The 21,391-nt window shown below is 49.4% G+C and carries 19 protein-coding genes and 1 tRNA gene; 15 read left to right on the top strand and 5 right to left on the bottom strand.

The annotated features are described in order from the left end of the window. Positions 1-12 precede the first annotated feature (12 nt). Together ACN0S4_RS06420 and gloB are read right to left on the bottom strand one after the other, a co-directional pair. The gene (locus ACN0S4_RS06420; RefSeq protein ID WP_417656882.1) at positions 13-1,638 is read right to left on the bottom strand and encodes a LysM peptidoglycan-binding domain-containing protein; all 1,626 of its coding nucleotides are present in this window, start codon (positions 1,636-1,638) and stop codon (positions 13-15) included. Further along, on the bottom strand, positions 1,638-2,351 hold the full coding sequence (gene gloB / locus ACN0S4_RS06415) for a hydroxyacylglutathione hydrolase (RefSeq protein ID WP_417656881.1): 714 nt from the start codon (positions 2,349-2,351) through the stop codon (positions 1,638-1,640). The genes ACN0S4_RS06420 and gloB overlap by 1 nt, the downstream gene beginning before the upstream one ends. Before the next feature lie 58 nt (positions 2,352-2,409). Here gloB and ACN0S4_RS06410 point away from each other — a divergent pair, with 58 nt between their 5' ends. Together ACN0S4_RS06410 and ACN0S4_RS06405 are read left to right on the top strand one after the other, a co-directional pair. After that, a complete protein-coding gene (locus ACN0S4_RS06410; RefSeq protein ID WP_417656880.1) occupies positions 2,410-3,144 on the top strand; it encodes a methyltransferase domain-containing protein in 735 nt (244 codons plus the stop codon). After that, on the top strand, positions 3,138-3,527 hold the full coding sequence (locus ACN0S4_RS06405) for a rhodanese-like domain-containing protein (protein ID WP_417656879.1): 390 nt from the start codon (positions 3,138-3,140) through the stop codon (positions 3,525-3,527). Before ACN0S4_RS06410 ends, ACN0S4_RS06405 begins: the two co-directional genes overlap by 7 nt. Before the next feature lie 5 nt (positions 3,528-3,532). Here the strand turns inward: ACN0S4_RS06405 and rnhA are convergent, their stop codons facing one another. Both rnhA and dnaQ read right to left on the bottom strand, forming a co-directional pair. Continuing rightward, positions 3,533-4,006 carry a ribonuclease HI gene (gene rnhA / locus ACN0S4_RS06400; protein ID WP_417656878.1) on the bottom strand — a complete coding sequence of 158 codons (474 nt, stop codon included), beginning with the start codon at positions 4,004-4,006 and terminating at the stop codon, positions 3,533-3,535. A 12-nt stretch (positions 4,007-4,018) separates the two neighbouring features. Further along, positions 4,019-4,708, bottom strand: coding sequence for a DNA polymerase III subunit epsilon (gene dnaQ, locus ACN0S4_RS06395; RefSeq protein ID WP_417656877.1), 690 nt, complete (start codon positions 4,706-4,708; stop codon positions 4,019-4,021). Between the two features lie 312 nt (positions 4,709-5,020). Here dnaQ and ACN0S4_RS06390 point away from each other — a divergent pair. The 4 genes from ACN0S4_RS06390 (at position 5,021) to ACN0S4_RS06375 (ending at position 9,137) form a co-directional block, all read left to right on the top strand. After that, positions 5,021-5,097: transfer RNA gene (locus ACN0S4_RS06390), tRNA-Asp, on the top strand. A 38-nt stretch (positions 5,098-5,135) separates the two neighbouring features. Continuing rightward, positions 5,136-5,483 (top strand): YkgJ family cysteine cluster protein, encoded by a 348-nt coding sequence (locus ACN0S4_RS06385; RefSeq protein WP_417656876.1) that lies wholly within the window; start codon positions 5,136-5,138, stop codon positions 5,481-5,483. Positions 5,484-5,649: 166 nt separating this feature from the next. Then, the gene (locus tag ACN0S4_RS06380; protein WP_417657001.1) at positions 5,650-7,833 is read left to right on the top strand and encodes a M3 family metallopeptidase; all 2,184 of its coding nucleotides are present in this window, start codon (positions 5,650-5,652) and stop codon (positions 7,831-7,833) included. Between the two features lie 101 nt (positions 7,834-7,934). Beyond that, on the top strand, positions 7,935-9,137 hold the full coding sequence (locus ACN0S4_RS06375) for an EAL and HDOD domain-containing protein (protein WP_417656875.1): 1,203 nt from the start codon (positions 7,935-7,937) through the stop codon (positions 9,135-9,137). A 20-nt stretch (positions 9,138-9,157) separates the two neighbouring features. Here the strand turns inward: ACN0S4_RS06375 and ACN0S4_RS06370 are convergent, their stop codons facing one another. Continuing rightward, a complete protein-coding gene (locus ACN0S4_RS06370; protein WP_417656874.1) occupies positions 9,158-9,400 on the bottom strand; it encodes a hypothetical protein in 243 nt (80 codons plus the stop codon). Between the two features lie 140 nt (positions 9,401-9,540). Between ACN0S4_RS06370 and ACN0S4_RS06365 the strand changes: the two genes are divergently transcribed. The 9 genes from ACN0S4_RS06365 to ACN0S4_RS06325 all read left to right on the top strand — a co-directional run bounded on the left by ACN0S4_RS06365 (position 9,541) and on the right by ACN0S4_RS06325 (position 21,352). Then, positions 9,541-11,772, top strand: coding sequence for an NADP-dependent isocitrate dehydrogenase (locus ACN0S4_RS06365; RefSeq protein ID WP_417656873.1), 2,232 nt, complete (start codon positions 9,541-9,543; stop codon positions 11,770-11,772). A 170-nt stretch (positions 11,773-11,942) separates the two neighbouring features. Next, positions 11,943-12,182: a DUF6868 family protein gene (locus ACN0S4_RS06360; protein ID WP_417656872.1), complete on the top strand. Its 240-nt coding sequence runs from the start codon at positions 11,943-11,945 to the stop codon at positions 12,180-12,182. A 24-nt stretch (positions 12,183-12,206) separates the two neighbouring features. After that, complete coding sequence (locus tag ACN0S4_RS06355; protein WP_417656871.1) at positions 12,207-12,479, top strand: hypothetical protein; 273 nt, start codon at positions 12,207-12,209, stop codon at positions 12,477-12,479. A gap of 56 nt (positions 12,480-12,535) precedes the next feature. Next, positions 12,536-12,787, top strand: a complete 252-nt coding sequence (locus tag ACN0S4_RS06350; protein WP_417656870.1) for a hypothetical protein — start codon at positions 12,536-12,538, stop codon at positions 12,785-12,787. A gap of 84 nt (positions 12,788-12,871) precedes the next feature. Beyond that, complete coding sequence (gene dnaE / locus ACN0S4_RS06345; protein WP_417656869.1) at positions 12,872-16,387, top strand: DNA polymerase III subunit alpha; 3,516 nt, start codon at positions 12,872-12,874, stop codon at positions 16,385-16,387. After that, positions 16,388-17,344: an acetyl-CoA carboxylase carboxyl transferase subunit alpha gene (accA, locus tag ACN0S4_RS06340; protein WP_417656868.1), complete on the top strand. Its 957-nt coding sequence runs from the start codon at positions 16,388-16,390 to the stop codon at positions 17,342-17,344. It abuts the gene before it with no gap. Positions 17,345-17,364: 20 nt separating this feature from the next. Next, positions 17,365-18,417 carry a tRNA lysidine(34) synthetase TilS gene (gene tilS, locus ACN0S4_RS06335; protein ID WP_417656867.1) on the top strand — a complete coding sequence of 351 codons (1,053 nt, stop codon included), beginning with the start codon at positions 17,365-17,367 and terminating at the stop codon, positions 18,415-18,417. Beyond that, positions 18,414-19,379, top strand: coding sequence for a DMT family transporter (locus tag ACN0S4_RS06330; RefSeq protein ID WP_417656866.1), 966 nt, complete (start codon positions 18,414-18,416; stop codon positions 19,377-19,379). Before tilS ends, ACN0S4_RS06330 begins: the two co-directional genes overlap by 4 nt. Beyond that, entirely contained in the window at positions 19,376-21,352 is a 1,977-nt protein-coding gene (locus ACN0S4_RS06325) for a monovalent cation:proton antiporter-2 (CPA2) family protein (RefSeq protein ID WP_417656865.1), read from the top strand. Before ACN0S4_RS06330 ends, ACN0S4_RS06325 begins: the two co-directional genes overlap by 4 nt. The last annotated feature ends 39 nt before the right edge of the window (positions 21,353-21,391 follow it).

The following is a 21,391-nucleotide window of genomic DNA, read 5'->3' as shown; positions in this document are numbered from 1 at the left end:
CTTACTGACGCGTCACGACTGGGAATTCAGTCGGGTCACATCAACAAAGAGTTTCAGTTGTTGGCCCGGCTGCAGGTAGTTCTGACGACTGATCTGATTCCACTTTTCAATATCAGCAATCTTGACGCCAAAGCGATTGGCAATGCGAGCTAACGAATCACCAGAACGGACACGATAGCTCAGACTTCGAATGACACCGCTCGGCTTCTCATCTTCAGGAAGCCAAACTACGAGTTCACGACCTTGCCGCAACGGGTCGGTTGGCGCCATGCCATTCCATTTTGCGAGCGCCCGCAAATTCACATTGTATTTGCGACTGAGATCCCACAACGTATCGCCAGCTTCAACACGATGTTCTATTTTGTGTTGACCGCGCGGCGTCGCTTGCGTATCCGCGAGGCGTTGCTCAGCAGAGAGGCTGTATTCTTTTAGGTCACGAGTAGCGACTGGAATGAGCAAATGGTCACCAGCACGAATCATTGAGCCGCGTATATTGTTGGCCTGACGAATCGCATCGACAGTGGTGTGATATTTTTTTGCGATCACCAGTAAGCTTTCACCATTTTTGACGCGATGACGGGTCCATTGGACCCAGTCTTTGGCTTCACTGGTCGTTAACCAAGCTTCTAATTGCTTAGCGTTCTCCAGCGGCAACAAAAGCCGGTGCGGGCCTTGTGGATCTGTTGCCCAGCGATTGTAGCCTGAATTGTAATGATGCAATTGTTCTAATGTCAGCCCCGCATGTTCGGCAGCTTTCGCAAGGTCAATTTGGCTGTCCGCATGTACCACGGCAAGATACGGTTGATTATCGATCGGCACCCACGAATATTGATAGGTTTCATGGTGTTTCAAGATATCAGCAAGCGCAAGTAACTTAGGTACATAAGCACGTGTTTCTCGGGGAAGATCAAGGGACCAAAAATCGGTTGGTTTACCAGCTCTCTTATTCTTTCGAATAGCACCGCGAACTCGACCTTCACCGGAGTTATAAGCTGCGAGTGCATGCAGCCAATTACCGTCAAACATGGTGTGCAGTGCATCGAGATAATCCAACGCGGCATGCGTAGCGGCATGAACATCACGCCGACCGTCATACCACCAATTGATTTCTAAACCATAGTGACGAGCGGTTCCCGGGATAAATTGCCAAATACCAGCCGCGCGGCCATGTGAGTAGGCAAAGGGATCAAACGCACTCTCAACAATAGGTAGTAGCGCTAATTCTAATGGCATCCCACGCTTTTCAATTTCCTCAACAATCAAATGCATGAATGGCTGCGCTCGTTTCGCGACCCGTTCCATGTAGGCAGGGTTGCGCAAATACCAATCACGTTGACTGATTAAACGCGGTACTTCCGGCGCTTCCATCATTAACTGACGTTGTATCCGAAACCAAATATTGGTCTCATCTTGGGGAGCAATGACGACCACAGTTTCCGGCGGCTCTTCTTGAGCATCGAGGTCGGCAATAATTTTTGCAGGTGCTGGCGCTGGTTGCTCTTTGAGTGGCGCCAACGTCTCAATCGTAGCGTCTGCGTCGGCGGTTTCTGAGGTGTCACTGGGCAGCATCGAGCAGCCTGCTAAAAATACACAGGTTAGTGCTGAGAGTGAGAATAGTCGAACTGTCTTCATTGGCATTAGAACTTATCTTTCCATTGACGTCGTTGCGCAAATTCTGCAACAGACTGAGCGCGTAAAAAAGGATTAAATTGCCACTCCTGCTCAATGGTCGTTGGCAGGGTGATTTGATTTTGTTGGCGTTGTTCGGTGACCCATTGCGAAAATGTCTGCACTGCAGTGTTGTCTGGCTCTGCCGCAGCAGCGAATTTTACATTGGCGGCGGTATATTCATGTGCACAATAGACTTTGGTGTCTTCTGGGAGTTCACCGAGACGCTGTAAAGATTGGTAATATTGTTCGGGATTGCCTTCAAACATTCGCCCGCAACCTGCGGCAAAGAGCGTATCACCACAAAATACCGCACCGGCAGTGTAAAAGCTGATGTGGTCGAGTGTATGCCCCGGTGTTTCAATCACCTGCATTGGCTCTTTGAGACCCGGCACAGAGACCACATCGCCATGTTGAACGCGGTGAGTCACGCCTTGAATTTTCGGATTCACTGGACCGTACACAGGTACATCAAAGTGCTCCAGCAACGGCAGTAGACCATCGGTATGATCCCAATGATGATGTGTGATCAAGATGGCACTGAGTGTCAGTTGATGTTCTTTTAGGTACGCCAACACCGGCTTTTCATCGCCCGGATCGACCACTACCACGTGTTGCGAGTCAGGCTCACGAGCCAACCAAATGTAATTATCGGTAAATGCGGGTAGTGCAGTAACAAGCATAGCCAAACCCTGCTAATCTAGACATCAATGTTCGCGAGTATACAGGTGATAGGGTGCGATGTTAAAACCTGCATTAAGTGAAAGTTCCGCAAAGGCGCCGACATCTTGGCAGCAGTTGGCGCATGGTGAATGGCTGCGGCAGCAGGTGTGTCATGTGATGGCACCCTTTAGTGATCGAATTTTTGGCTACCACATGGCCCGAGTAGGGCATTTGGCTAAGGCTGTGGATTTGCCAGACATCCGCGTGAAACACCAATTTTCGGTGGCTCCCCAAGGTCAGGTTGATGTCCGCGCCGAGCCAACGCAGTGGCCTTTCGCGGAGCATGCTTTGGATGCGATTTTGCAGGTCGGGCAGTTGGAATTTGAGCGTGATCCGCATCAGTTTTTACGCGAACTGACACACAGTTTGATCGCCGATGGTTACTTACTCTATGTCGGCTTTAACCCGCTATCGCCTGCGTTATTGACTGGATTCTGGCCAAGCCATTTGCGCCAAGCTCCGTGGTCGGGGCGCTATTTTACGAAAGCTCGTATTCGCGATTGGCTCAGTTTGTTGAACTTTGAAGTGGTTGAGCACGGCTACTTTGCCCCAACTTTGCTTATCGAAAAACTCGATCCCCCTGATCGAGGCATGCAAAGCTTATTTAAGCTTTTACCGAAATGCGGAGCCATGTACTATATTGTGGCGCGCAAACGAGAGTATCCATTGACTCTGGTGAAAACTCGAAAACAATCGAAAGCCCGTATCGCGACCTTACCCGTTGCTAATCGAACAGGAGACGAATTATGTTAACGGCAGCAGAACTCTGTGCCCAAGCGAAAGCCAATGTTGAAGAAGTTGATGTGCAAGCGTTACAACAACGCATTGCTGAAGGCGCTCGCGTAATTGATGTGCGTGAGCCAGCAGAATACGCCGCTGGACATATTCGGCAAGCCGTCAACATGCCACGTGGTGTGTTGGAAATGCAATTGCATCAACATCCAGCCGTCGCTGGTTATGATGACGCATTGCAACGCATGGCTGCCGAGCCCATTTACTTGATTTGTCGCAGTGGTGGTCGCAGTGCACTAGCCGCCGAGTCACTGCAGCGCATGGGCTTTAAACAGGTCATTTCAGTGGCAGGTGGCATGAACGCATGGGAAGCTGAGAAATACCCACTAGTGAGTGGTGAATAGCATTATTAAGATTCAGTCGGAATAAAACCTTTATCTTCTTTTAAATTAGCCGCAGTTGCCGCAGTTCGAGCCAGCTCGTCACAGCGCTCGTTCTGCGGGTGTCCGGCGTGACCCTTAACCCATTCCCACTGAATGGTGTGACGCTGGCAGGCGGCGTCGAGTTGTTGCCACAAATCAGCATTCTTTACCGGTTTACGATTCGAGGTTCGCCAGCCGTTGCGCTTCCAGTTATGAATCCACGTTTGGATGCCCTGTTTGAGATACTGACTGTCAGTAGTGAGCACCACGGTGCAGGGGCGGGTAAGAGCTTCGAGTCCGCGAACGGCCGCTAGCATCTCCATCCGATTATTCGTGGTGAGTTGGAATCCCTCTGCCAGTTCTTTGTGATGTTTGCCATACTCGATGACTACCCCATAACCGCCAGGGCCGGGGTTGCCAAGACATGAACCATCCGTATAAATGTGTACCGTACTTGCCATAAATCGCTTTCCTTAGCTACGCCAGAGAGCGTTTTCAATCAGCGCGAGACGCTCTTGGTGGGCTTGTTCTTCAGCAGCTGTCGCACGAACTACTCGCAAGTTCGGTTTGTTGGATAATGGCGTCCAACCGGAATCCATTTCGCCATTCGCTGATGCGGATTTTGCTGCCAGTTCGAGCTTGGTTTGGCCACCTGTCATCGCTAGGTAGACATCCGCAAGCAATTCGGCATCAAGTAACGCGCCATGGAACTCACGGTTGGAGTTATCAATGCTGTAGGCTCGACATAAGGCATCCAAATTATTCTTTTGGCCAGGTCGCATCTCGCGAGCCATCAACAAGGTGTCGAGGATCTGACAGAAATCTCGAGTTGCGCCGATACTCTTATTCACGCGACTGAATTCCGCATCCATAAAGCCAACGTCAAACGCCGCATTATGAATAACGAGTTCTGCGCCACGGATAAAATTGAGGAAATCATCGCAGATCTGCGAAAAAACCGGCTTATCCTGTAAAAACTCATTTGTTATGCCATGCACTTCAATGGCTTCTTGCTCAACCACGCGCTGTGGATTGATATAACAATGGAAGGTTTGTCCGGTTAACTTCCGGCCGATGAGTTCGACCGCGCCAATTTCGATGATGCGATGACCTTGCGCTGGATCAAGGCCCGTCGTTTCGGTGTCGAGGACGATTTGCCGCATAGTTATCTCGGTTACTGAGGAATAGTTTATGGTAACCAGTCCACTGCACCGCGTCTACTAGAACAAGAAAAGCGCTATTCGTTGTTCGTTTTTCGTCCGCTGCGCTATTCGAAATGCAGTTACGAATAGTGCGAAGCACGTTCGAAAAGTGAGCGAAGCGAACGGACGAGCAACGAAAAACGGCTCTTTTGTGTGTTTTTCAGGCAAACGGTACAAAAGCACAAAAAAAAGGTTGACGACGACAGGGCGCACTCGTAATATTCGCTCCGCATTCAGGGGGTGACTAACCAGTCAGTCCCGAATCAGGAAGCTGGAGCGGTAGTTCAGTTGGTTAGAATACCGGCCTGTCACGCCGGGGGTCGCGGGTTCGAGTCCCGTCCGCTCCGCCATTTCAACAAGTTTTCTTACCTGTTGGGAGTGTTGCGCGATGAGTTCGGCTTCAGCCTGCTTGACGTGTGGTGCTTGTTGCGCGTCATATCGTGTGTCTTTCTATTGGGGCGAAGCTACTGGCGCTCCGACCGGCTATGTGCCATCAGAACTCACCGAAGCTTTTCATCCGCACCTACTGTGCATGCAAGGTACCAACCAGAAACAACCCCGCTGCGTTGCTCTTGAGGGCGAAATTGGCGTGCAAGTGGGTTGCACCATTTACGCGAATCGCCCATCGCCTTGCCGTGAATTTATAGCCGGCGACGAAGGCGAAAATCCATTCTGCGATAAAGCTCGCGCTCAGCACGGCTTACCACCTTTAATACCCATCAAAATTGTTGCTTAAAGCACTTATTTACTGCGAAATCCGTCAAAACACACCATTTACGCTATGAATAGCTCTTGAGCCCGTAGTCACACAAAGTTACATTAGAGCACGTGATTACACATAACAATGAAGCCAAGGTCTGTTACAGTCTTTGGATTCAGTCCACCAGGGAGAACCTATTATGATGCGCAAAAGCCTTATTGCTGTTGCTATCGGAGCAGCGCTAACCGTAGCCGCTTGTTCAGACAAAGAAGCAGCACAACAAACGTCAGAAACCGCTCAACAAGAGCAAATGCAAACCAGCGGCAGTGAATTTAACGCGAGTAACCCGTTTTACACAGCCAGCACCTTGCCATATCAAGCTCCTGACTTTTCTAACATTGATTTCGCAGACTATGAGCCAGCATTAATGGCCGGTATGGAACAGCATATGGCTGAAATTGAAGCCATTGTTAATGATCCAGCAGCGCCAACGTTTGAGAATACCATTGTTGCTATGGAGCGCTCAGGTCGGTTACTAAGCCGCGTCGCTTCTGTGTTTTATAACGTTGCGGGTGCTGCAGGTAACACGGACACGCGTACCTTACAGTCCAAAATGGCACCGTTAATGGCACAGCACGGCGACAACATCAGTTTGAACCCTGAGTTATTCGCTCGTGTGAAAGCCGTTTATGATGCTCGTGACACGCTCGAAGGTGAAGAACTGCGTTTGGTTGAAGATACCTATAAAGGTTTCGTACGTGCCGGTGCACAGCTTAATGAGCAAGAGAAAGAACAGATTCGCGCAATCAACTCAGAACTCTCTGAGCTGACCACCCAATTCCAACAAAACCTGATGAAGCTTGCTGATGAAAACTTGATCGTGGTTGATTCTGCTGACGAGTTGGCAGGTTTGAGCGCATCACAAATCAAGCAGATGGCTGATACCGCTGCCTCTGCAGGCCATGATGGCAAATATGCATTCAAAATTACCAATACTACTCGTCAGCCAATTCTGAAGTCACTTCAGAATCGTGAATTGCGTCAACGTATTTGGGAAGCCTCTGCCAATCGTGGTACCGGTAACACTGCAACGGACAACCGTCCACTAGCAGCTCGTTTAGCTGAATTGCGCGCTGATAAAGCTGCGTTATTGGGCTATGACAACTGGGGCCAGTACGTGCTCGAAACCAGTATGGCGAAAGAACCTGCTGCGGCGCAAGATATGTTGCGTGACCTAGTTCCAGCAGTCGTTTCTAACGTTCGCGCTGAGCAACTTGCCATTCAAGAAATGATTGAAGCAGAAGGCGGTGATTTCGAGGTGAAACCTTGGGATTGGGCGTTCTATGCTGAGAAAGTTCGCGCGGAAAAATACGCGTTAGATGGCGACCAAGTGAAGCAGTACTTCGAATTCAACCGAGTCGTTGAAGACGGTGTATTCTTCGCGATGACTGAATTATTCGGGATCACATTCCATAAGCGTGACGATATTCCGACTTATGCAGATGACATCTTGGTTTATGAAGTGAAAGATGTGGATGGCGAAACCTTGGGCTTGTTCTACGGTGACTGGTTTACCCGAGACGGCAAACGTGGTGGCGCTTGGATGAGTTCATTTGTTGGTCAGTCAGGCTTACTAGACACCAAACCAGTTATTCTGAACAACATGAACATCCAGAAAGCTCCCGATGGCGAGCCAACTTTATTGAGCTTTGATGAAGTTAGCACCATGTTCCACGAAATGGGACATGCGTTGCACGGTATGTTCTCTGACGTGATGTATCCTTCTTTAGCGGGTACCTCGGTATCACGTGACTATGTTGAGTTTCCATCAACGTTCCAAGAAGACTGGACATTGAATCCGAAAGTACTCGCGAACTTTGCTCGTCATCATGAAACTGACGAACAAATTCCTGCTGAGCTACTTGAGAAAGTCATGGCAGCGAAAAACTTCAACATGGGCTTTGATACGTTGGAATACATCGCAGCAGCCTTATTAGATTTGGAATATCACACGCTGCCAGCTGATGCTCCAGCTATCGATAATATCCAAGCCTTTGAAGAAGCGGCGCTGGCGCGCAATGGTGTTGATGTAGAAGCCGTGCCACCACGTTATCGCTCAACCTTTTTCGCACACGTATTCGCAGGTGGCTACTCAGCTGGCTATTATGCTTACATGTGGTCTGAAGTTCTTGCCGCTGACGCGTTTGCGTACATGCAAGAGCAGGGTGGACTGACGTTGGAAAACGGTCAGAAGTTCCGAGACACCATTTTGTCTAAAGGAAATAGTAAAGACCCGATGCAACAGTACATCGACTTCCGTGGTCAAGAGCCAACGGTCGACGCGCTACTTGAGCGCCGTGGTTTAACGACACCAAAAGTCGACTAAACGAGACGCAAGAAAAAGGGGTAGATTCAAATCTACCCCTTTTTTCTTCCGCTTATTTGTTATATAAGATGACATATCTAGACGTAAAATAATTACAATAAATGGCCGAGATACTTTTTGCAGCACAACCCATCTATGATCGCCGTGGGCATATCTATTCCCATGAGCTACTCTATCGACACGACAGCGGTGTATCCGCACTCGATGTTGGTGATGAACGTGCCACTAGTGAATTACTTTTTAACCTCTGCACCGGTGTGATTGAGCACGTTGAGCATTATAAAATGCCGGTTTGCATCAATGTATCCGCCGATTTTCTATTGTCCGGCATTTTTCTGCCGTTGAATCCCAAAGATGTCATTGTCGAACTCATCGAACGCATTGAACCAACACCTGAAATCATCGCAGCTATCCGAGCTTGGGTGGACGAAGGTTTTCGTTTTGCGCTAGATGATTTTGAATTTCATCCGGCATGGGATCCTATTTTAAAAATGGCGACCATTATTAAGGTCGACATTACCAAAACATCTTTCGAAGAAGCCTCCGAACATTATCACGCACTTCGGGATTATCCGGTGCTGTGGCTCGCTGAAAAAATCGAAGAAGAAGCGACTTACGAAAAGTACAAAGATTTAGGTTTTGATTTGTTTCAAGGCTTTTATTTAGCCAAGCCCAAAGTGATTGAAGGTCGTAAAGTTCCATCGGCGGCTGGTGAGCAGGCTATGATTATTCAGCAGCTCTTTAGTGAAGAGCCGGATCTCTACGATCTGGTCGCTGCTATTTCTACAGACCCTGTGTTAGTTGTGAATCTCTTGCGGATAGCGAATAGTCCTTATTACGGCGTCGCCCGCAAAATTGAATCGGTTCGTGAAGTCGTCATGCTGCTTGGCTTGGAGCCATTGCGAAAATGGGTGCTGCTCATTCTGTCGTTGCGCAACAGCACACCGGGAGCCGCCAAATTGGTGCTGACTCGCGCGTATATGTGCGCCGAATTGATGCGTCAATCTGCTCACGGCTCACGCGCTGCTGATGTTGCGTTTTTAGTGGGGCTGTTGTCAGGCTGTGACATCTTACTTGATGTGAACAAGAATGAATTCGTGAATGAATTGAACATTTCAAGTTCAGTGCGCGATGCGGTTTTGAGCTATTTCGGTGAGTTAGGTGAACAATTACGCTCGGTCGAGGATTTTGAATATTCGGTGGCCATGAAGCGCATCGATTTAGCCGACCCTGAGCTCTTCCAAGTCTACAAGCAATCCCACTTTTTGGTCGACGAGCTATTCCAAGCGATGGAAGCCGCTTAACAGCGGCATTCCTCTTCAATTTATAGTTCTAATGGGTCACAGCCTGTCGTACTGCACTGCCCATAACTCCGATTACACTCATCGAGCGCACGTTTTGTAGCTTGATATTTTGAGGAGTCGGTAATGAGCGTGCGTTGACCAAATGATGATTCGGCTGAGCATTGCCAAAAGCGCGGTGAACCATCAAGTTTGGTGGTTAGCAGTGAACAAGATGACAGTAAGACAAAAGCACTACCTGCAAAAACCAATTTTTTGATATCCATGATTATCTCTTCATTCCGTTGTGTTGCCGTCGAGTTTAGCATTTCTTCAGAGTCGAGGAGAAGATTAATCGACTAGAGTGAACGCAGCTAATTTGCTATAATCCCGCCCACTTTTTTTGATATTAGGATCTAAGCAAGCAATGACTACTTCGACTGATAGTTCAAAAATTATTTATACCGAAACCGATGAGGCGCCTCGTTTAGCGACCTATTCTTTGCTGCCGATTATTCAGGCATTTACCAAGGCTGCTGGCGTTTCTATTGAAACACGCGACATTTCTTTGGCTGGCCGTGTGATTGCTAATTTCCCAGAGTATTTAACCGAAGACCAACGTATTGGTGATGCTTTGGCTGAACTGGGTGAAATGGCCAAAACACCTGAAGCGAATATCATCAAGCTTCCGAACATCAGTGCTTCCATTCCGCAGTTGACCGCTTGTATCAAAGAATTACAAAAGCAGGGCTATAAGCTCCCTGATTATCCGTTTGATCCGCAAACGGACGAAGAGCGCGAAGTGCGTTCGCGTTACGACAAAATTAAAGGTAGTGCGGTGAACCCAGTGCTACGCGAAGGTAACTCAGATCGTCGCGCACCAGCCTCGGTAAAAAACTACGCGAAGAAGCATCCGCACCGTATGGGTAAATGGTCTAGTGATTCAAAAACTCACGTTGCGCATATGCAAGACGGCGATTTTTATGGCAGTGAACAGTCCACTACGTTTGCTAATGCGGATTCGTTAAAAGTAGTTCTGAATACCCCAGCGGGCCAAACCGTATTGAAAGACGGTATCAAAGTATTAGCTGGCGAAGTGGTTGATGCGGCGCGCATGAGTGCTGCCAAGCTGCAAGAGTTCTTTGCTCGGGAAACGCAAAAAGCTAAAGAAGAAGGCGTGCTGCTGTCATTGCATTTGAAAGCGACCATGATGAAAGTGTCTGACCCAATCATGTTCGGCCATGCGGTGAAAATTTACTTCAAATCGGTGTTCGATAAGCATGCCGAAACCTTTAAAACATTGGGCGTTGATGCGACCAATGGTTTCGGTGACGTGTTGGCGAAAATTGCTGAGCTGCCGGCTTCTGAGCGCGCTGAAATTGAACAAGATATTCAGTCGGTGTATGACCAACAAGCTGAATTAGCGATGGTTAACTCAGACAAAGGCATCACCAACTTGCATGTACCTAGTGACATCATCATCGATGCCTCTATGCCGGCAATGATTCGCGATTCAGGTAAAATGTGGGATCGCCAAGGTGGCCAGCAAGACACTAAAGCAATGATTCCAGATCGTTGCTATGCCGGCGTTTATCAAGCGACCATCGACTTCTGTCGTGAACACGGCGCCTTCGATCCAGCGACTATGGGTACTATTCCAAACGTTGGTTTAATGGCGCAGAAAGCAGAAGAATACGGTTCGCACGATAAGACCTTTGAAATTACTGCAGCGGGCACAGTTCAAGTGTTGAACAGTGCTGGCGAAGTCGTGTTCTCACACGATGTTGAGAAAGGCGATATCTGGCGCATGTGCCAGGTGAAAGACGCGCCGATTCGTGATTGGGTCAAATTGGCTGTGAATCGTTCACGCTTAAGCGGTATGCCAGCGATATTCTGGCTTGATTCACAGCGCGCCCATGACGCTGAGCTGATCAAGAAAGTGAACCAATACCTACAAGACCACGATACGGCAGGTTTAGATCTGCAAATCATGGCACCTGTGGAAGCGACTCTGCACTCATTGCAGCGCATGAAAGCGGGTCAAGATACCATTTCAGTTACCGGTAACGTATTGCGTGACTACCTGACTGATTTGTTCCCAATTTTGGAACTCGGTACCTCGGCGAAGATGCTGTCTATTGTGCCATTGATGAATGGTGGTGGTTTGTTCGAGACGGGTGCTGGTGGCTCTGCGCCGAAGCACGTCCAGCAGTTTGTTGAAGAAAACTATTTGCGTTGGGACTCATTAGGTGAGTTCTTAGCCTTAGCTGCGTCGTTGGAGCATTTGGCTCAGCGCACTGACAACAAGCGCGCGCAAATGCTTGCCGATGCACTCGATTTAGCTACTGCGAAGTTCCTTGAGAACAACAAGTCGCCAGCGCGTAAGCTGGGTGAAATCGATAACCGTGGTAGCCATTTCTACTTGGGAATGTACTGGGCAGAAGCTCTTGCTGCGCAATCGGAAGACAAAGACTTGGCTGTTCGTTTCGGCAAGTTAGCCAACTTCCTCACCGAGAACGAACAAGCCATTATGGAACAGTTGAATGGTGTGCACGGTTCACCTGTGGAAATTGGCGGTTACTTCCAGCCGAACGCAGATTTAGTAGCCAAGGCTATGCGTCCATCAGCATTGTTGAATGAGGCGCTTGGATCGTTGTAATCGACAACTGAGATTACTCAACTAGCAAAACAGCCGCTTGTTTCGACAGGCGGCTTTTTTTTGTCTGAAATCCGCGAAAGCTTGTATGCCAGCTTTACTTCAGCAATTCATAAAACTGCAAACTATACTCCATTCGATACAAACGCTGTCAGCAAAAAAAGGAGAGTACTGTGGGTGAATGGAAGGAAGTGTTGTTGTGGTGTTGGGTTGTTAATTACGGGGTATTAGCGCTGTGGTTTGTCGTCTTAACCGCATTTCGGGAACGGCTCTACAACCTGCACGGGAAGTGGTTTCCACTCTCGCGTGAATCGTTTGACCAAATGCATTATATGAGTATGGCGATCTATAAAGTGCTCGTCATCGTATTCTTTCTCGTTCCGTGGATCGTCATGGAGTTTGTTATTCGCTAATTCGCTGCTGTCTATTGGAGAAGTATGTTGTCAGGTTTCAGGATCGAAACAGATCACGAGCTCGCTGTTGCCATGCAACGGCTCGGTGAGTTATCGCCGACAGTAGCTGCCCAGCAAGCTGAATTTAATCAATTATTAGCCGCGATTGATGCCTATCAATCGCGGTTTTTAAGTGATCAAGAACGTGCATGCGCAGATACCGAGATCGCTGCCGAAGGCATCAAAGAAGGGCGACTAGTTGACCCCGAAGTAGTACATGGCTGGATGAAGAAGTTTCAAAACAGTACGAAGAATTAGGTAATTGGGCGACACAGCACTATCATAGCGGTCATTCTTAATGATTGGAGCCCACTATGACCACCGCAAACCCTGCTGACAGCGACTTTGAACAAAGTCCACTCACGCAAACCTACACTCAAAATGATCAAACCGTCCAAATTGATATCTATAAATCGGATGAGCACGGTTGGATTTTAGAAATAGTCGATCAAGACAACAATTCAACCCTGTGGGAAGACCACTTTGAGTCCGATCAAGCGGCTCTGCAAGAAGCTCTCGACGCATTGAATGAAGAGGGTATTGAAGCCTTTATCGGTTCATTCTAAGAGAACGCATTCTACGGATGACACAAGCGCAGGCATGCGGCACAATACAAGAATACATTTACGTTTAGCCTTGCATTGAGCCACATGACTGACGCACCAGCACCAGCTGAATCCATGCCTACTTCACCTCAGTTTATTCACTTGCGCGCGCACAGTGACTTTTCCATGATCGATGGTCTGCCCAAAGTCGGGCCACTGTGTGAAGCAGTCGCGGCGAAAGGCATGCCTGCCATCGCATTAACCGACCAAATGAACATGTGCGGGCTGGTCCGTTTCTACCGGATGACCCACAAGTTGGGGTTGAAGCCGATTGTGGGCTGCGACTTATGGGTCGTTGATGCAGATGATTTGGATGAACCCGCAACGCGTCTGACCGCACTCGCTATGAACAACGAAGGCTATCAGCAGCTCACGCAATTGATTAGTCGAGGTTATCTGGCAGGCCATCGCCAAGGTAAGCCCTGTATCGATAAACAATGGTTGGCCGAACACAATCACGGCATCATTTTGTTAAGTGGTGGGCGTGAGGGCGAAATTGGTCGCAAACTTCTGCAACAAAGAACTCCAGAAGCACGCGCTGCCCTCGAGTTTTATCAGCAACATTTTGCCGATCGCTTCTATCTCGAGTTAGTGCGCACGGGTCGGCCGCAAGAAGACGACTACTTGCATGCTGCCGTTGCCCTTGCTGCAGAGACCGATACGCCGGTGGTAGCAACCAATGAGGTTGTTTTTCTTAGCCCGGATAATTTCTATGCGCATGAAATTCGAGTTGCGGTAGCAGATGGTTACACCCTTGACGATAAACGCCGTCCGAAAAAATACAGCGACCAACAGTATTTAAAATCCCCAGAAGAGATGGCTGAGCTTTTTGCTGATATTCCTGAAGCCCTCGCTAACACCATTGAGATAGCAAAGCGCTGCAACGTGACCGTTCGGCTGGATGAATATGTGTTACCGGAGTTCCCGACTGGCGGTATGACGCCAGGTGACTTTTTGATCAAAAAGTCGAAAGAGGGACTGGAATCGAGACTGCTGCAATTGTTCCCTGACGAGGCCGTTCGCCAAACTGAACGCGGCGCTTATGACGAGCGTCTCGACATCGAGTTGAAAGTTATCAACGACATGGGTTTTCCGGGTTACTTCCTAATTGTAATGGAGTTTATTCAGTGGTCGAAGGACCATGGTATTCCGGTTGGACCAGGACGAGGGTCGGGCGCCGGTTCCCTCGTTGCTTATGCACTCAAAATCACCGATCTGGATCCGCTGGAGCTGGATTTACTCTTTGAGCGATTCTTGAATCCTGAACGGGTATCCATGCCCGATTTCGATATCGACTTCTGTATGGATCGTCGTGATGAGGTCATTGACCACGTGGCTGACTTGTACGGGCGTGAAGCCGTCAGTCAAATCATCACATTCGGTACTATGGCGGCGAAGGCTGCCATTCGAGATGTTGGTCGAGTGCTGGGGCATCCTTACGGTTTTGTCGACAAAATAACGAAACTAGTGCCGAACGATCCGGGAATGACTCTCGAAAAAGCATTCGAACAAGAATCACGTTTGGTCGAAATGTATGAGCAAGACGAAGATGTTCGTGACCTGATCGATATGGCGCGGATTCTGGAAGGGGTCACGCGTAACGCGGGTAAACACGCTGGTGGCGTTGTTATAGCTCCGACTAAGATCACGGATTTCTCGCCGTTGTATTGTGATGAAGAAGGCAAACAGCCGGTCACGCAATTTGACAAAAATGATGTGGAAGCAGCAGGACTCGTTAAGTTCGACTTTTTGGGTTTACGTACGCTGACCATTATTCAGTGGGCGCTGGAGATGGTGAATGCGAAGCGTGAGCGCAGTCAACAAGCGCCGATTTTGATCGACAAGATTCCACTGGATGATCCAGCTTGCTTCAAGCTCTTGAAGAAAGGGCAAACTACTGCCGTGTTCCAGTTGGAATCACGCGGTATGAAAGAACTGATTAAGAAAATGCTGCCCGACTCATTTGAGGACATCATTGCTTTGGTTGCATTGTTCCGTCCGGGCCCGTTACAGTCCGGCATGGTCGATAACTTTATCGACCGGAAGCATGGCCGAGAGCTCATTAGTTACCCAGACAAAGATTATCAACACGACTCACTGAAGCCGATTCTTGAGCCTACGTACGGCGTTATTTTGTACCAAGAGCAGGTCATGCAAATTGCTCAGGTACTCGCGGGTTATTCGCTCGGTGGCGCCGATTTGTTACGTCGTGCTATGGGTAAGAAGAAGCCAGAAGAAATGGCGAAGCAGCGCGCGGTATTTGAGGAAGGCGCTAAAGACAACGGTATCGACCCTGATCTCGCTATCAAAATCTTCGATTTGGTGGAGAAGTTTGCGGGTTATGGCTTCAACAAATCGCACTCGGCAGCTTATGCCTTAGTGTCCTATCAAACGCTCTGGATGAAAACGCATTATCCAGCGGAATTTATGGCTGCGGTCATGAGTGCAGATATGGACAACACCGACAAAATCGTAACCTTGGTGGATGAATGCGAGCAAATGGGCTTGAAACTGCTCCCGCCGGACGTGAACGTAGGAGCTTATAAGTTCACAGTGGATAGCGAAGGCCATGTGGTTTATGGCATTGGTGCCATCAAAGGGGTGGGCGAAGGACCCATTGAAGCTATTTTGGCAGCGCGTCAAGACGGCGGTCCGTTCAAAGATTTGTTCGACTTCTGCAATCGTGTTGATTTGAAGCGATTAAATCGACGTGTGGTGGAAAAGCTGGTGCGTGCCGGTGCGATGGATTCATTAGGTCCGCATCGCGCAGCGCTCATCGCAACGCTTGAAAAAGCGATGAAGCAAGCTGAACAACAGGCACGCGCAGAAGAAATTGGGCAGAGTGATATGTTCGGTATTCTGACGCCAACTGATACCGCAACTCCCGAGCAAGAATTTGTTCAAGTCCCGCGATGGCCGGAAGCGCATTGGTTAGAAGGCGAGCGGGAAACATTGGGCTTGTATCTCACCGGTCACCCGGTGAATCGCTATCGGCAAGAACTGCGCCATTATGTGGCGGGCGATCTCTGTGACGTGCAGCCTACTGGTCGCGATCAAATGACTACGGTTGCTGGCTTAGTGATTGATGTGCGCACCCTAGTAAATAAAAAGGGGCAACGCTGGGCCATTGTCACGCTTGACGATAAAACGGGGCGTCTCGATGTGCGCTTCTTCGCGCAAACTTACGAAAACTACCAACATTTGCTCGAAAAAGACCAAATTTTGTGGGTAAAAGGAGAGGTCAGCTTTGATGATTACTCAGGTGGCAATACAATGTCAGCTCGAGAGGTCATGACGGTGATCGCGGCGCGGGAATTTTATGCGCGCGGATTGCGCTTAAAAGTTCGCACCGATCAGCTAGAAGGGCATGGGCTCAAACGGTTAGCAGAGCTCATCGAACCATACAAGCAAGGGACAACACCCCTGCATTTATGCTATGTTCGTGATGATCTAGAAGCAAATTTTGCGGCGGGTACCGATTGGTATGTCACGCCGACTGATGAATTAATCCACGAGTTGGAAGTCCAACTTGGCAAGAATCATGTAGCTTTGGAATTTTAAATGAGTCTCAAATTTTTAGATTTTGAACAACCCATCGCAGAGTTGCAGGCGCAAATTGAAGAACTCAAAGCCGTCGGCGCGAAAGGTGATTTCGATATCTCCTTGGAAGAAGAGATCGGCAAGCTGCAAGGCAAGCGTGAGCAGCTCATTGAGAAAATTTTCGGTGACCTTGGAGCATGGCAGGTCGCGCAATTAGCGCGGCATCCAATGCGTCCATATACCTTGGACTACATCAAGCATATCTTCACTGATTTTGATGAGTTTGCCGGTGACCGCGCGTTCGCGGATGATCGGGCCATTGTCGGTGGTACCGCTCGCATTGACGGCCAACCCGTCATGATTATCGGACACCAAAAGGGCCGCGAAACCAAAGAAAAACTTTTGCGGAACTTTGGGATGCCGAAGCCTGAGGGCTATCGCAAAGCTTTGCGTTTAATGGAAATGGCGGAGCGGTTTCAACTGCCCATCATCACTTTCATTGACACCCCAGGTGCTTACCCAGGTATCGGTGCTGAGGAGCGCGGACAATCGGAAGCCATTGCTCGCAACCTCAAGGTGATGTCACGCCTGCAAGTGCCGGTTATCTGTACCGTTATTGGTGAAGGTGGTTCAGGTGGCGCGCTGGCGATTGGTGTCGGCAACCGAGTGAATATGCTGCAGTATTCAACGTACTCGGTGATTTCACCGGAAGGCTGTGCATCTATTTTGTGGAAGAGTGCTGAAAAAGCACCACTTGCCGCAGAGGCGATGGGTGTTACAGCGCAACGCTCACTGGAGCTTGGCTTAATCGACAAGATTGTTGAGGAGCCACTCGGCGGCGCACATCGTGATCACGAAGAAATTGCGCAGCGTTTGAAAGCACGTTTGTTAACCGATTTAGCAGAACTAGGCAAATTGGATCGCGCGGCGTTACTTGAGCAGCGCTATCAGAAATTGATGTCATTCGGCTACTGCTAATGTTGAGCGGCTAAACAGCGATGCGTCAGCAAGATGAATTGAAACAGGGGGCAACAGCGAGTTTGCCCCCTTTTCGTGACCTTTATCCGAATTTTTGCCAAGTCCTTGCTGAGCTACCACCCGCGTCATCGCGTTTATTCATTGCCTGCTTGGGCGGCGGTGCCGACTCACAAACGTTGCTAGATTTGCTCGATCGTTATCGTGCAGAGCATCCTTCCCAGCAATTTTTAGCCATTCATTTAGACCACGAATTCCATCCAGATTCTGGCGCTTGGGCAGCCAGTTTAAAGGCAGATTGTCAGCGTCGTCACTTCCCATTTCATAGTGAAGTCTTAGCCGTTGCGCAAGGCAGCCGCGTGAGTAAAGAAGCGGCAGGACGCGACGCTCGGTATCAGCGTTTAGTTGAACTCGCACACGAGCAAGCTGACGGTCGGCAAATTGTGATGTTGTTGGGTCAGCATCGGAATGATCAAATTGAAACCTTTCTATTGCAGTTAAAGCGCGGCTCAGGCCCGAAAGGACTAGCAGCGATGGCGCTTAGTAGTGAACATGCTGGTTGCTGGTGGCTGCGCCCACTGCTGACGGTCTCGAAAGCTGAAATCTACGCGTATGCGGTGCATCACCAGTTGCATTGGGTGGAAGACAACACCAATTACGATACGCAGATTGATCGGAATTTCTTGCGGCATGACATTGTTCCGCATCTCGAAGCGCGTTGGCCTGGCTTTGGCGACGCAGTGCTGCGCAGCGCGGCACTCTGTGCGGAGCAACAGGCCTTGTTGGAGAACCTGCTAACCGACCAACTGGAGGCTGTACTTGATGAATCTGGACGCTTGCAGTGTGGTTGGCTAGAGCAACAGCAACCAGCATTGCAGCGCGCACTCTTACGTATGTGGATTGAGCGGTCGAATGCAACGCCGCCGTCCTATGCGGTATTGGAACAAATTCGTGAACAGATGTTGCACAGTGAAAACGATCGGCAACCGCTGGTTCGTTGGGATCGCTATACTATTTCGCGGCACAATCAGCCGCGCAAGAATCGACTCTTACAATTGCAGCATGAACCATCATGACGGAACCGAATAACGACGTCGATTTAGCGGTCGCTACCGCAGCAATACCACCGACCGACCAAGTTACTAAAGTCGCGCCGAATCAAGCTCGTGCGGTGAAGTATGCGTTAAGCGCGGTATTACTGTGGTCAACTGTCGCTACAGCCTTCAAGTTGGCACTGGACTATTTAACGCCGATTCAGTTATTGACCATTGCCGCACTCGTTAGCGTCGCGACTTTCGCGGTCATTATTAGCTGGCAGGGACGGTGGCAGGAGGCACTCCAGATTGGTGGAAAACGCTATCGATTCTACATTTTTCAGGGTTTTATTAACCCTTTCGCCTACTATTTAGTGCTTTTCTCGGCCTACAACGCTTTACCGGCGCAGCAAGCACAAGCTATCAACTACAGTTGGGCCATTACCATGGCGTTACTGGCGGTTCCTATACTGAAGCAAAAGCTATCGCGCCGGGCGCTGTTGGCGATGCTCATTGCCTATGTCGGCGTTATCTTTATTGCCACTGGCGGCCGCTGGGACTTTCAACAAACCAATTGGGTGGGTATTGGCCTCGCGTTGGGAAGCACGTTGCTCTGGGCCGGCTACTGGCTGAGTAATATACACAATCAGGATAAGCCAATACCCGCATTGTTTTGGTGTTTTGCATTCGGTTCGGGTTGGTTACTCATTACGCAATGGATGTGGGTTAATGATCCCTGGCAGGGCTATCTTGATTTGCCGCTAGAAGGCTGGCTCGGAGGCGTCTATGTGGGTCTCTTTGAAATGGGTATCACCTTTCTGGTGTGGCTGACTGCGATGCGAAGCGCAGAGAATGCAGGGCGAATTAGTTCACTAGTTTTTCTTAGCCCGTTCATCAGTTTGGCTTTGATTTACTTTATTTTGGGCGAAACCATTCACTACACCACAGTGATTGGACTACTCTTGATTATTATCGGCTTGAGTTTACAGGGAGAGCGAACATGAACAGTGGTTTTACGGATGTCCTGCTCTTACTTGCCATAGCAGTAGTCTTGGTATGGGGATTTCGCCGCGTAAAGTTGCCGGCGATATTGGCGTATTTAACTGCTGGTATCATCGCCGGACCGGATGTGACTGGGTGGATTCAAGATCCTGATGAATATCACTTCGTTGCTGAACTGGGCGTGGTGTTGCTACTGTTCTCACTAGGGCTCGAGTTCTCATTGCCAAAAATGATCGCGATGCGCCGATTGGTATTCGGCTTGGGATTAGGGCAGGTGGTCATTTGTACCGTATTGTTTGCTGGTCTCGCATTTTTGTTCACCAATGATTGGGCCGCAGCTTTTGTGATTGGTGGTGTCTTGGCGCTGTCATCCACAGCGGTGGTGATCAAGCAGCTTGGCGAATCGGCTCAACTCACTTCCAAGCGCGGGCAAATTACCGTAGCGACATTGCTGTTTCAAGACATCGCCGTAGTTCCATTTCTGATCGTGATTCCACTGCTTGCAGCCACGGCGGGTGAGTCATCCATTTGGCTCAATTTAGCCATTGCTATGGGTAAAGGTGCCGGTGTCGTGGTGGTGTTGATGGCCATCGGTAAGTGGGTTCTGCCGCATATTTTCAAAGAAATTGCGCGTCTCAGGACCGATGAATTGTTCGTCTTGGCGACGTTATTGGTGGCGCTGGTAGCTGGTGGCCTGACTCATTTATTCGGATTATCGATGGCGTTGGGTGCATTCTTAGCGGGTATGATGTTGGGCGAAAGTAAGTACAAACATCAGTTGGAAGCCGATATTCGACCGTTTCGCGATATTTTAATGGGCTTATTCTTCATTACCGTCGGGATGCAGCTCGATTTGACGGTATTTATCGAAAACCTGCATTGGATTGTGCTTGGCGTGCTGGTTGTAGGCACTATAAAAGCACTCGTGGTCCGTTGGCTTGCTGTGCGCATGGGTGAGCGCTCAGAAGATTCCTGGGGCGCAGGATTGATGCTCTTCCAAATGGGAGAGTTCGGGTTTGTCCTCGTCACGTTGGCGCTCACTTATGCATTACTACCAAATGCTATTGCCAGTATCTTGGTCGGTATCGGGGTGCTCGGTATGGCATTAACACCGCTGGTGATTCAGCGTTGTAGCCCTATTGTGAAGACGGTTCTCAAACTCGTGGGCGCCGCAAGTTCGAATGCGAACGACCAAGACTTGTTAGCACCGAAGGATGAACACACAAAAGTCCTTATTCTAGGGTTTGGTCGTGTTGGTCAGACGGTGAGCCGTTTTCTTGAGCAAGAGGGTATTGAGCATTTGGCGATAGATCACGATACTCGGCGTGTGCAAGAGGCTCTTGCGGGCGGTGCCAAGGTATTTTTTGGCGACGCCGGCCGCCGAGACATTCTAAAGGCTGTGCATGCGGAAGAAGTTGAGCTCATTATTATCAGCTTCGCGGAAGACGAACGCGCGCTGGACGCGCTTCGAGCCATTCGCAGCTTAAATGACCATGCTGAAGTAATTGTGCGTAGCCGTGATGACTCCAAGCTCAAAGCAATGATGGAAGCAGGCGCAACCCAAGTGGTGCCGGACACCCTCGAAGCCAGTTTAATGCTGGTATCACAAATTCTGAGTCGGACCGGAGTGCCGATTCGTCGAATTCTGTCGCGGTTGGACCACGCGCGTCGCTCGCATTATGGCGAGCTACATGGGTTTTATCCGGGCGAGAGCACTAATATGGATCCGGAGCGGATTGATAAGCTGCAGTTTTTGCACGCGGTGCAGATTCCAGAAAATGCTTATGCGGCGGGTCGCTCGTTGCGTGACCTCGGACTACAAGACATTAATTGTATGATTCGGTCGGTACGACGTGGGGAACACGACATCAAAGAGGTTGATGGTGACTTCACGCTGGAAAAGGACGATGTACTGCTGTTATCGGGTGGTCCGAGGGCGATAGAAGCAGCGGAAAGCTACCTTTTAAACGGTTGATTGTAATGCTTCGTTACAACTGACTGATCCAAACTAACA

It is taken from the genome of Pseudidiomarina aestuarii, from assembly GCF_048263735.1.
In the GTDB taxonomy this organism is placed as follows: Bacteria; Pseudomonadota; Gammaproteobacteria; order Enterobacterales; family Alteromonadaceae; genus Pseudidiomarina; species Pseudidiomarina aestuarii_B.
This window is presented reverse-complemented; position numbering and strand designations above follow the sequence as displayed.

Bases quoted from the DNA above. Each gene is read 5' to 3' on its own strand.
- ACN0S4_RS06420 (WP_417656882.1), bottom strand. From the start codon at position 1,638: ATGCCAATGAAGACAGTTCGACTATTCTCACTCTCAGCACTAACCTGT.
- dnaQ (WP_417656877.1), bottom strand. From the start codon at position 4,708: ATGCGGCAAATCGTCCTCGACACCGAAACGACGGGCCTTGATCCAGCG.
- dnaE (WP_417656869.1), top strand. From the start codon at position 12,872: ATGACTGACGCACCAGCACCAGCTGAATCCATGCCTACTTCACCTCAG.
- accA (WP_417656868.1), top strand. From the start codon at position 16,388: ATGAGTCTCAAATTTTTAGATTTTGAACAACCCATCGCAGAGTTGCAG.
- ACN0S4_RS06375 (WP_417656875.1), top strand. From the start codon at position 7,935: ATGGCCGAGATACTTTTTGCAGCACAACCCATCTATGATCGCCGTGGG.
- rnhA (WP_417656878.1), bottom strand. From the start codon at position 4,006: ATGGCAAGTACGGTACACATTTATACGGATGGTTCATGTCTTGGCAAC.
- ACN0S4_RS06385 (WP_417656876.1), top strand. From the start codon at position 5,136: ATGAGTTCGGCTTCAGCCTGCTTGACGTGTGGTGCTTGTTGCGCGTCA.
- gloB (WP_417656881.1), bottom strand. From the start codon at position 2,351: ATGCTTGTTACTGCACTACCCGCATTTACCGATAATTACATTTGGTTG.
- ACN0S4_RS06365 (WP_417656873.1), top strand. From the start codon at position 9,541: ATGACTACTTCGACTGATAGTTCAAAAATTATTTATACCGAAACCGAT.
- ACN0S4_RS06410 (WP_417656880.1), top strand. From the start codon at position 2,410: ATGTTAAAACCTGCATTAAGTGAAAGTTCCGCAAAGGCGCCGACATCT.
- ACN0S4_RS06355 (WP_417656871.1), top strand. From the start codon at position 12,207: ATGTTGTCAGGTTTCAGGATCGAAACAGATCACGAGCTCGCTGTTGCC.
- ACN0S4_RS06350 (WP_417656870.1), top strand. From the start codon at position 12,536: ATGACCACCGCAAACCCTGCTGACAGCGACTTTGAACAAAGTCCACTC.
- tilS (WP_417656867.1), top strand. From the start codon at position 17,365: ATGCGTCAGCAAGATGAATTGAAACAGGGGGCAACAGCGAGTTTGCCC.
- ACN0S4_RS06325 (WP_417656865.1), top strand. From the start codon at position 19,376: ATGAACAGTGGTTTTACGGATGTCCTGCTCTTACTTGCCATAGCAGTA.
- ACN0S4_RS06380 (WP_417657001.1), top strand. From the start codon at position 5,650: ATGCGCAAAAGCCTTATTGCTGTTGCTATCGGAGCAGCGCTAACCGTA.
- ACN0S4_RS06370 (WP_417656874.1), bottom strand. From the start codon at position 9,400: ATGGATATCAAAAAATTGGTTTTTGCAGGTAGTGCTTTTGTCTTACTG.
- ACN0S4_RS06330 (WP_417656866.1), top strand. From the start codon at position 18,414: ATGACGGAACCGAATAACGACGTCGATTTAGCGGTCGCTACCGCAGCA.
- ACN0S4_RS06405 (WP_417656879.1), top strand. From the start codon at position 3,138: ATGTTAACGGCAGCAGAACTCTGTGCCCAAGCGAAAGCCAATGTTGAA.